This is a genomic window from bacterium, from assembly GCA_021372515.1.
Classification (GTDB): domain Bacteria; phylum Gemmatimonadota; class Glassbacteria; order GWA2-58-10; family GWA2-58-10; genus JAJFUG01.
The window spans coordinates 69,991-86,472 of record JAJFUG010000103.1 but is presented as its reverse complement, the minus strand read 5'-3'; the positions used below and the strand labels follow the sequence as shown (position 1 = coordinate 86,472).

Sequence of the window (16,482 nt, the reverse complement as noted above, 5' to 3'; positions counted from 1 at the left end):
TCCTGGCACATCACCCGGAAACAGAACGCCTGTTTCTCCCGGTGCACCTGATCGAGCAGGGTGTCGATCATCCCGAAACGGATCTGGCCCTCTTCCGGCTCGATCTCGTTCCAGTACCAGCGGTAGTAGGCGTTGGCGCAGCGCGGGTAGCGCGGGTTCCAGCGCTGCATATCGGAATCGGTGGTGTTGGGCGAGGTGAACCCAACTCCTGGATTGAGCAGAAACTCATCGCTTTCCACCGGGTTCACCACCGCCTCAAGTGGGGTCAGCCGGCCCAGGAGCATGTTCCTGAGCAGCGCGGTGACATCGGCCAGGGAATAGCCCCCGTCCCCGTTGTAGTCGGCGCGCGGGTCGGCCGGGTTCTCGCGGCCCAGCAGGACCAGGCTCAGCACGTCCAGCACACCCACGCTGCCGTCCGCGTTGAAATCCTCCTCGTACACTGTCCCCGGCTGGTCCCCGGTCTGCGACAGGGCCTGCAGCACTCCCAGGCTCAGCAGGCAAAACAGCCCGCCCAGCACCAGGATGTGCGGATAGGGCCTGAAACGCTTGATGCCTTTGCTCATCACTGTTCTCCCTCGATTCAATTTCCCGATTTCGGGGCTCGGGCAAGGCTCTCCGACTGGATCGTTTTCGGATGAATTGCATTAAAATGGAGGCTTCTCCCGCAAAATACAACGCTTCAGATAATTCATTATCGGTTCCCAATCCAAAAAGTGCGACCTGCCCCCTGGAGCGATCCGGTATCCCGGAGCGCGCCGCGGAGGGCAGGCCGCACTCGTCACACTGGCTCAGGGCCGCAAGGCCGGGCTCAGAAGCCGAAAGACACGGTGAAGAAATTATCCGAGCTAAGGCGGCCCTTGTTGCGATAGGCGTAGCTGAAATTGATCGTCCGGCTGCCCAGGGTCCGGCTGACTCCGCCGCCGAAACTCAACCCGCGCAGGCTGCCGTCATCGTGGCCCAGGTACTCGTAGCCGAAATCGTCCATGGAGTTCGAATACTCATCCGACTGGGCCAGGAAACCCATGCGCAGCGCCCCGGAGGTGAAAGGCGTGAAACCGTACTTGATCTCGGTGCCCACGCTGTAGCTCATCGGGGCGTTGCTGTTGCGCTGCATCTCGCCCGAGACCAGCCAGTTGGCCTTTTCGGACTCGAACACGTTGTATGCCAGGGCCAGCTTGACCACCGTGGGCAGACGGTAGGTGTGGGTCTGGATGGTCATCCAGCGGGTGGCGCGCCGTGGCAGGGCGTTCACGTCCGAGGAATAGTCCGCGTAGCCGGTGGGGAAATTGCCCGAGGCATCCTGCGGACCGACCTCATACAGAAGGTTCGGGCCGGTCATGTGGATGTTCGTCCCCAGGTTCTGGATCGCGAATGAAAAACGGATATCGTGGTCCATGAACTCGGTGTGGTAAATACCGCCGGCGTCGAGGGCGAAAGCGTTGCCGCTGATGTTCGAGAACACGTCCTGGTGCACGTATTTCACGTTGATGCCGCCCACGAAACGGTCCGAAAAATTGTAGGCCAGCGAGCCGCCCATCTGGAAATCGAAGGCGTTGAACGTACGCCCGGTCCCATCCGGCGAGCCGATCGTGGTGATCTCCATCTCCGGGATGTCCAGGTAGCCGAAGAAGCCGCCCAGGACGACGTTGCCGTCCGCGATGGGCACCGCCGCGGCGGCGTAGCTGTAGGTCAGGTCCAGGGTGTAGTCCACCACCGTGAGCATGACCTCCCGGTCCTGGATGAACCCCAGTCCGGCCGGGTTCCACCAGATCGCGGTGATATCGTCCGCCACAGCGGTGAAAGCGTTGCCCATGGCGATGCCGCGGGAGCCCACGGGAATCTCCAGGAACTCGGCCGCCCGCACTCCGACAAACGAGGCGCCGTCTGGGATGCCCTGGGTCTGGTATTTGTCCAGTCCGCTGTAGGCCTGGTTGGATACTCCCTGCCCGGACAGCGGGACACTCAGGAAAGACAGGAGTACGCCGAGAATCAGCAAGGCGCGCAGGGCCGTTTTTGTCAACATGTACTACCTCCTGTTATGCTGCGGGGAAAATGTGCCGAGGTTGCAAGCATCCCTTTCCCCGGGACTCAGTTCACGATGTAGAACTTGCCGGCGAAAGTCTTCCCCCGGGAGTCAGTCACGTGGAATATGTACAGCCCGCTGGCCACGGTCTGCCCGAAGCGGTTCCGGAGGTTCCAGGGCTCGTTTCCGCCGTGGTTGTCGTAGCCGCTTAGAACGGCAGGGTTGCCCTTGGAGTCCAGACGGTCGTAGTCGGTGTAGTTGCCCCAGCCGTGGCGGTTGGCGCCGATATGGTTGAGCACGTTGACCAGGTGTCCGCCCATCGAATAGATACGGATCGTGCAGCGGTCGGGCAGGTTGACGAAATCGATCCGGCGGCTGTCGGGCGACAGGTCCAGGAACGAGGAGGCCAGGTACGGGTTCGGCACCACCTTGATCTTGCCCAGGTCGGCATCCTCGGCGTTCAGGGTCGAGGGCTTGATCTTGATCTCCCACTTGTCGCCGATGTGCGCCATGTCCGGTATCTGGGTGAACTCGGTGTTGTCGCCGTTCCAGTAGCCGTAGGCGTTGTCGATGCTGAACGTGGCGCCCGCGGCCGGCATCGTGATGCCGTCGCCCATGTCCTTGTGGAAGACCCAGAGGATGCCGTTGACGAACAGGCCGAACTTGTCGCTGTTGCCGGCCGGCATCGTGGCGGCCATCTTCGCCGTGCGCTGGGCCTTGGGCAGATGGTTGACAAAGGCTTCATCATAGTAGACGCCGCGGGAGCCGCCGGCGCCCATGTCTCCGCCGTAGCCTTCCTTGGTCTGGAAACCCCAGCCCCATTCATCCGGGTAATCCACATGGGTGAGGTCGACGTTGCGGGTCAGGTCTTTCACTTCGACCGTCAGGTTGCCGCCGCCGGCATCCTTCCAGGTCACCTGGTAACGGCCAGCCTTGGTGGTAAGCAGGTTGCTGGGGGCAGTGCCTGGGCTGACCGTCGGGCCGCACCAGCGGGCATCCAGCACCTCGACCGAGGCGCCGGAGTATCCGCCGACATCGGCGTGCAGATACACGCTGCCGTAGGATCCGGAGCGGTCCATGCCGTTAAAGGTGAACTCGATGGCGTAATTGACGCCGGAGGCATCCACCGCGCCCTGCATCGTGATCGAGGGTTGCGCGGCGGCGCCGCCGTCCAGCGGCTTTCCGGCGCTGGTGTAGCTGCCGTCGACCAGGGTCAGGACATTCTCCACATTCTGGCGCTGGCCGGCGCAGCCGTCGTCATAGGCGATCCGGTCGGCGGTGACCAGGTAGAGGGTCTTGGCCGTGGTGAGGCGCTCGTTGTTGACCGGAATGAAATTGACTGCCTTGAGCGGCAGCGGGACGAGCTGGAGCGGCGGGTCGCTCAGGCTCCCGTCCCCCGGGCCGTGGAGCACTACCGAGCCCGAGGCGTCGGGCGTGGAGCCATCCGCCGCGACAAAACCGACCTCACCGTCCAGATCCGCCAAGCGGAAATTGGCGGCGTCGCTGCGCGCCTCGACATTGTAAAGCCCGTTGCCCGGACGGTTCCAGACCTTGCCGCTGGTCAGCGCCGGAAGGCTGAATTCCGCGCCGGTGCCGGTGTCGTAATTCTTGTCGTACGGCACCAGGGCGTACCAGATCTTCATCCCGTTGTTCATCCGGTAGAACGGCGTGTCGGCCGTCTGCTTGTCGATATAGTAGAACTGGACATTGTCGGCGCTCAGGCTGCAATCCATGAGCATCTCGGAGTGCGAGTCGTTGGGGCCGACAAAGCTGCGGTACAGGCGGTAGCCCTCGAAATCGTACTGACGGTAGACATGGTTGGGGTCGAGCTCGGGGTGTTGCTGCAGGAACCCGTAGTAGGCATCCGGCGTGTTGACATTCACGTCGTTCCAGGTGATAGTCACCTGCTTGTCACCCGGGATGATCGTCAGGGGCGGCGGCGAGGGAGTCTCGGGCAGGACGTATCCGCCCTCGTAAACCATACCGGCTACATTGACATAATCATCGACTCTGGAAAGCTGGGTCTGGACAGTCGGATCGTCGATGTTGGCATACTCGAGTCTCGGCCAGACGAAGGGGTCGGACACCGCCGGGACGAACATCAGCACGTTGTCCAGACTGAACGAATCGCGCGGCGCCACGTCGTGGAAATCACTGTACCAGGCCTGCACGAAACCGCAGTTTCCTCTACCCCATATCCACTTGTCGTAGCGGGAATCGCCCTCCTGCGGCACTCCGGGCCAGCCGTAGCATGGACCGCCGTACCAGGGATTCACGTTGTTGTAATACGATACGTAGGTTTCGGTGGGATAATTTGGGTCCAACCGGCCCAGGCCGAAACGGTAGACATCCCCGTCCTTGCCGTCGGTTATCATCGGGTCCAGTGGGGAGAAACCCAGCTCCGTGTCCCAGTAGTTCTGGTTGGTGTTGCTGATCCTGAGCTGCTCACCCCTCAGAGTGGGAAGCCTAAGCAGATGCGAAGCCAGAATGACGGGATAACCGGAGTAAGAGCTTTTTACGCCATCCCCATCGGCTATCGCAAAGGTCTGCTTGGGGTAATAACGGTGAGCCCAGGCCCAATCACCCCAGGAATTACCGTTGGTCCCCACATAAGAAATGGCGAAAGTCATCTGCATGCTTTTCCAGGTCTGTCCGGTGGAGGCGGTCCCGGCGATTTTCGCCAGGAAAACATCGTCGTCGTTGTACTGGCAGTACTCGGACATATTCTGGAAAAAGACATGCATGTAGACCATGTTGTTCGATTCGGCGTAATTCAGGAAATAAAAGGCATACTCGATGGAAGCGCCCAGCCGGTTGTTGCCCCAGGTCTTGAAGGCGTTGCCGCGGAGCGAGACCACGGTCTCGGCCCCGTGCAGGATGGGAGCGCCGGACGCGGTGCGGCCCTCGCGGAACTCGACCGGCCAATCGGCCAGGTCCTCGGGGTCCAGGGAGGTCCAGATCCGGTTGACCGAAATGCGGCTGGCGGCATCCTCCATGTCCTCGCCCGCCGTGGCCATCTCCAGAATTTTGTCGCGGTATTCGAGGGACTGGCGCGAGGCGACCCACTCGTGCCCCCGGCTCTGGTTGGTCACCGTGTCTCCCGCCACCCCGTCACCGTCATAATCCGTGGCGACCGCGAGGCCCCAACTGTAGCGGCCGATCCGGTAGAAATTCCCGGAGCCGCGGGGGAACTGGTGGTCTCCGCCGCTCCCGTCGTATTCGCTCGATATCGCCGAGCCGACAATACTCTGGTTGAACGTTATGCCGACATTATTGCCCTGCGAGTTGTACTTCGATTTCATCTCCGCCCTGAGGGTGGCTGCCAAGCCCAGGAGCAGAGCTACGACGCAGAGTTTCAGTAACGGATATCTATCGTGCATAAGAAATCTCCTGCCGTAATTAGTTCACCAGTCATGTAAATCGCCGGCAGCCTGCCGGGAGTCAGAACGAAAATTCCACACCGCTGCGGATCTGACGGGCGCTGCCCCATTGGGTTTTGTCCATGATCTCATTCATCGCAGCGTTGGCAATCACTCCCTTGGCCTGTTCCTCCAGGCTCAGCACTCCGTCCTGGTTGTAGTCGTTCTTGAACCAGCCTTTCTGAAGGTTGTTCAGGCTCTCGCTCCAGACCATCTCCTCGCCGCCGTTGGGACGGTAATAGCTGCTCGTATAACCGTAACCGGAGGGATAGGGAGTGTGCAGCTTGTTGTTGAGCGCGTTGAACACTTCCACGAACACGTTGAAGCGCTTCTTGCCGGTCAGGGACAGGGACTTGCTCAGGCGCAGGTCCAGGTTGTAGTCCCAGCGGGTGCGGAAATAGTTCACGCCGCCGATGGGCCGGCCGTTGCGGCGGGTCAGCCAGGTGACATCATCCGCGTTGTTGCGGCTGGAGGTGCCGCCGCCGGAACGAACCAGGTCGAACGCCGGCGGGCCGCTCATCAGGGTGAGCACCGAGTAGATCCGGAAATCCTTCAGGATGTTGCCGGCCAGCGTTCCGCTCCTGAAATCCCTGGGGAACAGGTAGTTCAGGTTGAAAGTGGCCTTGTGGGTCACATCGCCGTCGATGGGACGGATTTCATCCGGCGGGCTGTACGCCTCACCCGTGGCCGGGTCGAGGAAAGAACCCCACTCGGAGGTGCTGCCGTACGAGCTGCCGGTGGTCCGTGAGAACTGAAGGGTATAGATTGCGTCGAAAGCGAAGTTGTTGGCGAACCGCTTGCGCAGGGTGAGGTCCATGCCCTTGATGTTGCCGTTGTCGCGGTTGGTATAGCCGGTGGTGTTGTAGCGGTAGTGCACGCCCTCGTGAGCGGCGTAAAAATCGCGGAAGAAAGTCTTGGTGGATACATCGCCCAGGATGTCGCGGTAGTAGGAGACCACGTCCAGAACGATGTTCTCGCCGATCAGGTAGCTCAGGCCGGCCTCGAAAGCGTCCGTGCGCGAGTACCCCAGACCGCCGGGGTTACTGCCGCTGAAGATATAGGCAAAGCTGGGCAACTGGGTGAACACGCCGTAAGAGAAACGGAGCTGGGCCTTGTCAGTCACCGGGAAACCCACGTCGAAACGCGGCGACCATTCATCGATCACCCTGGTCTTGAAAAAGTCGCCGTAATCGTCCCCGTTGCGGAAACCCCAGTTGTTGACCGGATTGAACCGGTCGTAACGGACGCCGTAATTGAGAACGAAATCGCCGAGGTCGGTCCGGTTCTGAAGGTAAAGGCCCATCACATTCGGCGAGTAATTGAACTCGTTGTCCAGGTTACGCTGCTGACTCATCGGGTTGGTCTGGTACTTGTTGTTCGAGAAATCCGAGAACTGGATCCCCATCTTGGCGCGATTCTGACGGTTGAGCTGGAAATCGAGGTCGGCTTTGTAGTTGTTCTGGAACTCCCGCGAGTAGAAATAGGACAGGTAATAGAAGGTCTCGGACGTTGCCAGCGCGAAAGGCGTATTGAAGTACCAAGTGGTCATCCAGCGCCCCGACGAACCGTCCGGATAGTACAGAAAGGCTTCCGCCGAGCCGTCCACCGGGAAATTCCGGCCCGGGAATGTCTCCACCTCGAAGGGGATGTCGTGCATGGACCAGCCGCCGAAAGTGGTGTGATCGGAGCGGAAATAGTTGTCCTTGAGGCTGGAGCTGTTGATATCCTGGGTCCGCATCCGGGTGAAGCGGAACTGAAGGCTGGCGTTGCGCTGAGAGCTCTGCAGGAAATCCCAGTCAAAGCCTGCCAGCAGGTTGGAGGTGCGGGTCCGGCGGGCATAGGCCATAGGGACGTAGCAGGTCCACAGACCGTCCGCATCCTTCCAGTCGCCGTTGGCGGTGGACCAGTCCCTGTGGGGTAATTCCTTTTCCGTGGCGATCCCGTTCATGAAATAACTTCCGTAACCCGCGTACTGAGAAGGGAAACTGTTCTGGATACGCGAGAAATTGTACGACCCCAGGAGCTTTACTCCCTTGATCGGGTAGTAGGTGAGCTTGCTCGAGGTCAGGGTTCGGTCACCCCAGTTGTCCGACACGCGCACTGGGTTGCCCGGAGTGAACAGCGAGGCGTTGCCGCCGGTCTTGGAGGCATAGAATTCCGTTCCGCGCTTCAGCATGTCGAGGGTGTACGCCGGCTCCTGACTGCCGAGTATCGGGTCGTTGCGCACCGACTCGTTCAGGATGTCCACGAAACGCTGGTTCACCCCGCGGAAACCCTCATCGGCGTGGGTCGGATTACGGTCGGCCTGGCCCTGGATCTCGCCGGAGCCCTGTATGTAAAGGTTCTTGACACCGGGAATCGGCCCGCCCAGGCTGGCGGTGAGCTGGTTGTAGCCGTAATCGGCGGTGCGGGGGTTGACCTCATCCGTGGTGAAACGCGTGTTGCCGACCCAGTCCGCGCCACCCTCCTTGGTCACGACATTGATGATGCCGGACTGGGCGTTGCCGTACTCGGCCTGGAAACCGCCGGTGATGATATCCACCTGCTCCACGGCCTGGGTCGAAATATCCAGCGGGCTGACATCCTCGCTCAGAGCGGCGAACTCCTGGTTCCAGGCCCAGCCCAGGCCCTCCTTGAACGGGTCGGCGGTATAGTTGCGCACCGCGACGCCGTCCACCACCATCACCTCGTTCCCCAGGCGGCCGCCGCGGATGCGCATGCCGCGGGCCATGGCCCCCGGTCCGCCGGTCTGCACGCCGGCCTCGAGCAGCATCAGCTGGTCCAGGCTGCTGGTCGGGGTCTCGGAGATACTCGCGGCGGTAATACGCTGTTTGGAGACTGTGTTATCCCTGGGCACCAGCACCTCGGATTCGCCCTCGATGGTGATCCCGCCAAGCTCCACCACACTGGAGCTGAGAGTGGCGTTCACGGTCACGGTCTGGCCGGCCAGGATAAGCTGGTTGGAAATAGTGGTTTTCTGGTAGCCGGTGTAGGTAAATGTGATCGAGCGCCGTCCGGGCGGGATGTTCAGGATGAAATAGTAACCGTCGGCGTTGGTCACGTTCCCCAGCCGGGTGCCCTCGATCATCACCTGTGCCCCGGCCAGCGGCTGGCCGGTTTCCTTGTCCCTGACCACACCCTCGACCTTCGAGGTGTTGAGCTGGGCCAGGGCGCTCACGCACATAACCAGCAGGACTGCAAGCGTGGCAAGAGCAAGTCTGCTTCCTGATTTCAACATAAATCGCCCTCCAGAGAAGAACCTGTCACTGCGGTTGGTTCTTCAGTTTGAGAGTTACCGGTTGATGCAACGAACCTTTCAGCTCTGAAACCGGTTAACCAGGTATGGAATAGGCCGCCTCCTTTCGGGTGAGAGTATCCACCGGGCCTGGCCCGGAGCCGGAAATGCCCCGGCTTCCCCCGGGCCCAGGCCGGTGGACTCCGCCCTGACAGTCCCGCTAACCGTCAGGGTGAGGAGTGCGATTATGTTGCAGCAGTTACGATTGGGCTACGGAAGCACCCTCCCGCTGGGAGGACTCCGGGTGCCCCGCCCGGGCCGTGCTCAGTCCAGACGGGCGTACTCCTGACGGTAGACCGACAGGAGCATCTGTTCGAAATCCAGGGGCTTGAGATAGAAACCCGCCGCCCCGCGCGCCAGGCAATCCTCCCGGACACGCTGGTCCGGGTTGGCGCAGATAAGGTAGACCGGAAGCGCGGGATGGCGCTCCCGGACCCGGCTCAGCACCTCCAGGCCGGACAGCTTGGCCATGCCGCAACCGGCGATGACCAGCTCGAAAGAGAAAGAGTCCAGGATCTCGAGCGCGGCCAGCGGGTCGTTGGTCACCATGACCTCCAGGCCCAGCAGGGAGAGCGAATCGCTGACCTTGCGCGCGAAAGCCAGATCGTCATCCACGATCAGGATCGTTTCCCGGCTTTTTTTCACGGGCATGAATCAGTTTTCCTGTTCTGTCACTTTTTCTGTCGCGGGAGGTTGATTGCGCTATTGACAAAAACCGAACCAGAAAAAGCGCGCATGGGTTCCTGTATTGCTGGCAGGAGTTTAGGGAATCGGCGGAGTTGGAAATGACGCTTTAGGGGGGGAGCAATACTCACTACCGGTGCAGATTGACCCGGGTCAATCTGCACTATGCGGGGAATTTTTAGAGGCTGGAAAGGGGATTAAAAAGAGTCAGGGACGGACAGTCTTCTCAGCTTGCGGCGGAGCGAACTGGGGGTGATCCCGAGAAAGGCCGAGGCCTGTGATTTGTTGCCCTTGAACTTGGCCAGCACTTCCCTGAGCACCTGCGCCTCCACCTGGTCGATGTCCAGATGCGAGCCGGAGAGCGGGATCACCAAATCTCCATCGCCGGCGGCCTCGGCCACCGCGGCGCCGGCCCTCTGGCCCGAGCGGTCGAAAGCCAGGTGCTCCGGTTCCAGGCGGGGCCCATCGTACAGAAGCACCGCCCGCTCGATGACATTTTTGAGCTCGCGCACGTTGCCCGGCCAGGCGTAGCCGAGCAGCAGCTTTTCGGTCCGTTCGCTCAGGTCGCGGAACTCGCGCTTGCGGGCGGTGGCGGACCGGGCCAGGAACATCCGGGCCAGGGGCAGTATTTCCTCCGGCCGCTCCCGGAGGGGCGGAATGGTGATCTTGCCGATATTCAGCCGGTAGAACAGGTCCTCCCGGAACTGCCCCTGCCCGACCAGGGACGCCAGGTTCTGGTTGGTGGCGCAGATCACCTTGGCCCTGAGTTCGACCCGGCGCAGGCCGCCCACCCGGTAGAAAGTCCGTTCCTGAAGCACCCGCAGCAGCTTGGGTTGCATCTCCATGGGCAGGTCGCCGATCTCGTCCAGGAAGACCGTGCCGACTCCGGAGAACTCGAACTTGCCGAGCTGGCCGGCCTTGCGTGCCCCGGTGAACGCGCCGCTCTCGTAGCCGAACAGCTCGCTCTCGAACAGTCCGGCTGAGATGGCCGGGCAGTTGATCGCCACGAACGGCGCGTCCGAAACGTTGCCCTCGTGGTGGATGATCCGGGCGATGATCTCCTTGCCCGTGCCGGTCTCACCCTCGATCAGCACCGGCATCGTGCGGTCCTGGCCGTAGCGCCGCGCCAGGGTGAGCAACTCTTTCATACGCTCCGAGAACACGCCGATCTGGCCCAGCCCGGCCACCTCGCACAGGCTGGCCTGCCTCAGGTAATCCGTGGTCTGGCGCACGACCTCGGCCACTTTCTCGTCGAAATGCTCGGTCAGGACCCGGTTTTCCCGCAGCAGGGCCTGGTGCTCGGCCACCCGGCCGATCACCGCCACCAGTTCCTCGATCTCGATCGGTTTCTGCAGGTAGTCGTAGGCCCCGGCGCGCAGGGCCGCGATGGCCGTGGACATGTCGCCGTGGGCCGTTATCAGCACCACGTCGGTCCGGCCGCCCTCGGGCAGGTCCTTGATCCGGCGCAGCAGCTCGATCCCATCCAGCCCGGGCATACGGATGTCGGTGAGCACCATGGGGAAAGCCCGTTCACAGTAACATTCCAGGGCCCGGGCCCCGTCATCGCACTGCACTATCCGGTGGCCTAACAGGCGTTCGATATGCTCGGCCACCACCTCGCGTCCCTGCGGCTCGTCATCCACATACAGTATATCCATGGCTCATCCTCGGGCAGGGGCCGGTTCCAGACAGGGGAATTCCATGACGAAACGCACGCCGCAGTCGGGAAGGTTCTCGGCCCGGATGCGCCCGCCGAACTCCTCGACGAAGCGCTTGACTATGGCCAGACCCAGCCCCATCCCCAGCTCCGGGGCTTTGGTGGAGTAGAAGGGGTCGAAAATCCGGCCGATATCGGCCTCCGGAATGCCGGGCCCGTTGTCGCTGATTTCCAGACGGGCTGACTTGTCGCTGCCCGCTATCAGAATTGTTATTTTGCGCTCCCGGTCCGTGATGTTGTCCAGGGCGTGGACAGAGTTGATCAGGATATTCAGCACGATCTGTTCCAGGTTCATCCGGTTGGCCGAGATGGAGCGTCCGGCGCCCTGCTCCAGTAGTTCCAGAGTGACACTGTGCGAGGCCAGCTTTTTCTGGATGAGCGGAAGTGCGCCGCGCACCACGGCGTTGAGTTCGAGGGGCTCGCAATTGGTTTCGTAGCGGGAGACCCAGTAGGAGCGCATCTGCTGCACGATCTCGGAAATCCTTTTCACGTTCTCGGAGATGTTCAGCAGCCAGCGGTGGTATCTCTCCGGCAGGCTGTCCCGGTCCTTGCGGCTCCAGAACAGGATTATGTCCGCGATCACCTTGATGTTGTTCAGGGGCTGGTTGATCTCGTGGGTGATCCCGGCCGAGATGACCCCGATCGAGGCCACGCGGCTGGCCTGCTCGATGGTCTGCAGGGCCTCGGCGTGCTTATTTTCCGCGGCCAGGCTGGCCATCTGGTAGCGGTGGCGCTCCCAGATCGTGGCCAGCATCCCGGTGATGGCCTCAAAGAGCTTCCTTTCATCCTCGCTCCAGAAATAGCGGCTGTTCTGGCAGAAACAGATACAGCCCAGCACCCGCTCATCGGTCCGGACCGGCAGGACATAGGCGGCCTCTATCCCCTCGCGCTGGAAGAAACCCCGGTCGCCCCGTTTTAGTTCCTCCAGGCCGGTAAAGGCATAGGACTGTCCCTGGTCGAGCCTGTCCCGGAGACTTTTCAGAATCGTCTTCGAGCGGTTCCGGATACTGGAGCGCGGACCGGAGCCGCTGTCGGTGCTCCAGGCCCCGATATTACGGTACTCTCCCCCGGCCTCGCGCTCGAACAGCTTTACCGCCACGACCTCGATCCCCTCGCCGATCAGCGCCAGCAGGGGGTCCACGTTCTCGTGGAAACCCTCCCCGGAATTGAACAGCGAGGCGATGTTGGCCAGCAGGCGCTCGTGGCGCAGCGAGCGCAGCAGACGGATGTTGGTCCGCTGCAGGGCGTCCGTGCGCTCACCGACCAGACGCTCCAGGGTGAAATGACGGTGCAGGGCGTAGCCCAGCAGCACCAGGATGACACAGCCCGAGATCGACATTATCACCAGGAACCCGGTTTCCCGGTACCAGGGCAGCAGGACCGTGAAATCGAAATGCGCCGGGTAGGGGTCGCTGTTGAAATTGACATCCATCGCCCGGACCTCGAAAGAGTGACGCCCGTACGACAGACCGCTCAGCCAGGCCAGGCGGTTGGTCTGGTAGGGCGACCACTCTCCGCTGTCCAGCCGCCAGGAGAAAAACAGCCGCTCCGGCTGGGTGAAATTCCACTTGTCCACGGCCGAAAACACCAGGCGGGCCTGTCCGGAGGGCGGCACCTCGGCCAGGTTGTCCCCCGGCTGGATCAGGGTCTCGGGCGGGTCGGCGTCCGCCTCGGGATGGAAACAGCTCACCCCTTGTGTAGTGGCGGCCCAAACCGTGCCCCGGCTGTCCTCGATCACAAAGTTGGCGGAGGTGCTGGGCAGCCCGTCCGCCTCGGTGTAAGTGACCCAGACCCCGTCGTGGAACCGGTGCACCCCGGTGGTCGAGGCGACCCAGCGGCTGCCGCCGGCGCGCCCGCCTATGGAGTAGACATTGTCCAGGCCCCAGTCGCGCACGAGCGACCAGCGGTGGCCGTCGTACTCGTAGATTTCGTTCCTTCCCCCGGCCCAGAGCGTCCCGTCCTCGAACTCGTGCAGGCAGAACACCCCGCCCTGGCCGGTGTAGCCCTCTTCCGGTCCGATATGCCGGAGCTTGCCGTCCTTGAACAGGCTGAGTCCCCGGCCGCGAAAGACAGAGCTGATCCAGAGGTTGCCGTTCGAGGTTTCGAGGATGGAGGTGATCTCAGAAAGCGTCTGCGTCTCGAAAACCGTTTTCAGTTCCCGGCCGTCGTAAAGCTTCACGCTTATGGCGCCGGGATCGCTGTCGCTGCCGGTGGTCAGCCAGACTTTGTCATCCCGGCCGGGAGCGGCCAGAGAATAGAATTTCATCCCCTTTGCCCCGTCGGGATAATCCAGGGAGGTGATCTTTTCGAGTCCCGACGGCCGGATCAGGTAGCAACCGGTCCCGGCGGCGTAAAAAACTCCGATCCGCCCGCCGCTGACCGAGAAAAAGCTCATGCCCATGTGGTCCCAGATGCGGATGTTCGCAGGCATCTCGTAACTTTGCCAGTGCGTGGAGTCGCGCACCAGGATCGACCGCTCGACGGCCAGCCAGATCCGTCCCCGGCTGTCTTCGTATAGTTTATGACACCAGTTCAGCCCCTCGGCGGGGAACCCGGCCGGCGAACGCCAGAGCGGTGGGGTATGACGGGCCAGGCCGCGGCTGGTGGCCAGCCAGAACACGCCGTTGTCCTCCTGGGCCAGTTCGTTGAATATCTCTCCCGACAGCACGCCCGTATCCTGCCTGGACTCACCCTTCCCCGGCTTGATCCAGTACAGGGTGCCTTCCTCCTTGATCACCCAGTAGCTGTCATCCAGGCCTGGCCAGCCGCGCAGCACCGAGCCAGTGTGCCCGGTCTTGACCTGCCAGCGCCCGTGGTCATATACGAGCAGGTCCCTCCGGCGGCTGCGGTTGTCCTCTGCCACCAGGAACAGCTCCCCCTGTCGGCCCTCCACCGGAGACTTGAAAAAGACGTACCACGGCCACGGAGGCTTGAACTCGCGCCAGGAGGCGCTGTCCGCACCAGCGGCGCGCCGGAACAGGGACACGCCTCTCTCGCCGGTGATCCACATCCCGCCGTCACGGGCGCCGGCCAGATCGATGAAATCGCCCAGCCCGGTCCGTTCGGCCAGGACCGTTTGCTCCTTCCGGCCCCGGGCGGCGTCGAAAAGAAGCAGACATTTTTTGTACAGGCAAAAGACGCGGTCTTTTTCCACCGGCAGGAAAGGCACGATTCTGATGGGCTGGCCGAACACGTCCAGGGAGTCTTCTATCTCGATCCCGAGGTTAACCCACTGACCGTCACGGAAAAGCTGGAGACCTTTCTCGCTCATGGCCCAGATCTGTCCCTGCGGACTTTCCCGAATCTTGCTGATCTGACCGGGAGAGGGGATCCTGGAGAGGAGACGGCCCTCCGCGTCCGGCCAGCCGTCCAGCCAACTGGCGGTGCGGGTGGAGCCGTGTGCGACCCAGATGCGGTTGCCAGGCCCCACGCTGACATGGCTGGTCCAGGATTCCTCGGCCCCCTGGGGCGCCTGGAAAAACCGCCACTGCGCCGGATCGCCGGCCCAGACCCGCAAGCCGGGAAACAGGAAAGCGAAGAGAAACAGCAGGATGGTCTGCCGCCGGCCTGGCGATGGGTTGTTCCTCAAGCGGTACATGGCATGTCCCGGGCAGTCGCAGGTTCAGGCGAAAGGACCGATATCAGGACAGGAAAAGCAATAATCGCGCCACTTTACACCGGACTGGAAACAGGGTCGTTCGAGCGGAGGGTGCGTGACAAGCGGAAGCGGTAAACGGTCTGTCCTCCGATCGAGACGGAAATCCAGCACTAACCGGATCAAGAGAACTATGTTGTTTCCGATGCCAAGGAATACACAGAGCGCTATTTTTATGCAACTGTTTTTTATTACAGGGTCGAATGCGGATTTCACCACACGGGGAGGCGGAGGGGCCGGAGGAATCCGCGCCGTCGGAAACAAGGCGCGGCGGAGGGGCCCCAGGCGTGTTGCGGCCCGGCCAGCAGCGGCCGGGCCGTCGTTTGTGACTCTGCGTACCGGACTGATTATCCTGTTCCCGATTCTATTTCTTGCGATGGATAAAGATCGAGGACAGGAACGGGTTGTTGTCCATGAAAGCCTTGATCCGGGCGATATCCTCCACCTTGAGCTCCACGTCCCGGGACAGGAGCAGGGTGCCGCCGGTGGTGATCACGTCCCGTGAAAGGACCATACCGGAGCGCAGGTCGTTCAGGCGCACCTCGATCTCATCCGCGCCCAGACTTTGCCACTGATCCTCGGTCAGGCATTCCTCCATCATGGAAACCACCTGCGGATCGTAGAACGCCGGGCTGCGGTCCTTAAGGTGCTGCAGTGCGTTCAGCGGCTCCACCGCCTTGTCGTTCTCCCGAAGGTTGAGCTGCGTATCGTACACGTCCACCGCGGTGATGATCCTGGAGCCCAGAGGGATACGGTCGCCCTTGAGGTGCTCGGGATAGCCCTGGCCGTTGAACAGCTCGTGCATGTGGCGGACATACAGCGCCGCCGGGGCCAGGTTGGGCATCATGCTGATCACGGCCTCGCCGCGCAGGGAATCGGAATCCAGCAGTTCTTTCTCCTGGGTGGCCAGGGCGCTGCGCGGCTTGGCCAGAAGGCTGGCGCTGAGCCCCACCGTGCCGATGCCGTGCAGCATGGCGGCCGCCTCGAGCTGAAGCAACTCGGGGTTGCTCATCCCCAGGCGGCGTCCGATCTCGCGGCTGAAAGCCGCCACCCGCTTGGCATGCTTGCCCACCACCTCGCAGTTCATCTCGGTCAGCTCGGCCAGCATCCGGATCGAGGCCAGAAGGCTGCTTTCGAGCTGACGGTTCAGCGTGGAGACCTCGCGCGTGCGCTCCTCGACTTTGGTTTCAAGCTCCACGGCCAGGGACTGAAGCTCCTTGTTCAGATCGTTGGTTATGTTTTCGAGTTCTTTCTTCTCCTGCACCAGACGGTACTGGGCCACGGCCTGACGGACCGCGACGCGCAACTCGATCTCGTTCCAGGGCTTCAGCAGGTAGCGGCTGACCGCCCCCTTGTTGATCGCCTCGATACTGGACTGGGCATCCGCGTAGCCGGTAAGGATGATACGTACGGTTTCCGGGCTGGTCTTGCAGGCCATTTTCATCAGCTGCGTGCCTGTCATGCCCGGCATGCGGTGGTCCGACACCAGCACGGCGTATTCGTTGAGCGAAAGCAGCCTCAACGCCTCCTCGGGCGAGGTGGTGTCGTGCACGTCGAGGTTCTCCTTGCGCAGAAGGCGGCGCAGGGAGCTGAGTATGTTCTCCTCGTCATCCACAAGCAGTATCTTGTACTGCTGGCCCTGACCGCCCGGCTTTTGCAAGCTCATTTTCCCGTCTGTCATGACAGGTT

At 61.9% G+C, this 16,482-nt stretch carries 8 protein-coding genes and 1 pseudogene; all 9 read right to left on the bottom strand.

Annotated features, from left to right (window positions below; translation table 11 throughout):
- Nucleotides 1-563 (bottom strand): hypothetical protein (locus LLH00_10375; GenBank protein MCE5271674.1); only part of this gene is annotated, 563 nt, incomplete at its 3' end.
- A gap of 245 nt (nucleotides 564-808) precedes the next feature.
- Complete coding sequence (locus LLH00_10370; protein MCE5271673.1) at nucleotides 809-2,023, bottom strand: PorV/PorQ family protein; 1,215 nt, start codon at nucleotides 2,021-2,023, stop codon at nucleotides 809-811.
- A gap of 65 nt (nucleotides 2,024-2,088) precedes the next feature.
- Nucleotides 2,089-5,403, bottom strand: coding sequence for a hypothetical protein (locus LLH00_10365; GenBank protein MCE5271672.1), 3,315 nt, complete (start codon nucleotides 5,401-5,403; stop codon nucleotides 2,089-2,091).
- 61 nt (nucleotides 5,404-5,464) lie between these two features.
- On the bottom strand, nucleotides 5,465-8,680 hold the full coding sequence (locus LLH00_10360) for a TonB-dependent receptor (GenBank protein ID MCE5271671.1): 3,216 nt from the start codon (nucleotides 8,678-8,680) through the stop codon (nucleotides 5,465-5,467).
- 321 nt (nucleotides 8,681-9,001) lie between these two features.
- Nucleotides 9,002-9,388: a response regulator gene (locus LLH00_10355; protein MCE5271670.1), complete on the bottom strand. Its 387-nt coding sequence runs from the start codon at nucleotides 9,386-9,388 to the stop codon at nucleotides 9,002-9,004.
- 230 nt (nucleotides 9,389-9,618) lie between these two features.
- The gene (locus tag LLH00_10350; GenBank protein MCE5271669.1) at nucleotides 9,619-10,569 is read right to left on the bottom strand and encodes a sigma-54 dependent transcriptional regulator; all 951 of its coding nucleotides are present in this window, start codon (nucleotides 10,567-10,569) and stop codon (nucleotides 9,619-9,621) included.
- 165 nt (nucleotides 10,570-10,734) lie between these two features.
- Nucleotides 10,735-11,079, bottom strand: a pseudogene (locus tag LLH00_10345) (response regulator).
- 3 nt (nucleotides 11,080-11,082) lie between these two features.
- The gene (locus LLH00_10340) at nucleotides 11,083-14,736 is read right to left on the bottom strand and encodes a hypothetical protein (GenBank protein ID MCE5271668.1); all 3,654 of its coding nucleotides are present in this window, start codon (nucleotides 14,734-14,736) and stop codon (nucleotides 11,083-11,085) included.
- 421 nt (nucleotides 14,737-15,157) lie between these two features.
- Nucleotides 15,158-16,459 (bottom strand): response regulator, encoded by a 1,302-nt coding sequence (locus LLH00_10335; GenBank protein ID MCE5271667.1) that lies wholly within the window; start codon nucleotides 16,457-16,459, stop codon nucleotides 15,158-15,160.
- Nucleotides 16,460-16,482: the final 23 nt, after the last annotated feature.

Bases quoted from the DNA above. Each gene is read 5' to 3' on its own strand.
- LLH00_10370 (MCE5271673.1), bottom strand. From the start codon at position 2,023: ATGTTGACAAAAACGGCCCTGCGCGCCTTGCTGATTCTCGGCGTACTC.
- LLH00_10365 (MCE5271672.1), bottom strand. From the start codon at position 5,403: ATGCACGATAGATATCCGTTACTGAAACTCTGCGTCGTAGCTCTGCTC.
- LLH00_10360 (MCE5271671.1), bottom strand. From the start codon at position 8,680: ATGTTGAAATCAGGAAGCAGACTTGCTCTTGCCACGCTTGCAGTCCTG.
- LLH00_10355 (MCE5271670.1), bottom strand. From the start codon at position 9,388: ATGCCCGTGAAAAAAAGCCGGGAAACGATCCTGATCGTGGATGACGAT.
- LLH00_10350 (MCE5271669.1), bottom strand. From the start codon at position 10,569: ATGAAAGAGTTGCTCACCCTGGCGCGGCGCTACGGCCAGGACCGCACG.
- LLH00_10340 (MCE5271668.1), bottom strand. From the start codon at position 14,736: ATGTACCGCTTGAGGAACAACCCATCGCCAGGCCGGCGGCAGACCATC.
- LLH00_10335 (MCE5271667.1), bottom strand. From the start codon at position 16,459: ATGAGCTTGCAAAAGCCGGGCGGTCAGGGCCAGCAGTACAAGATACTG.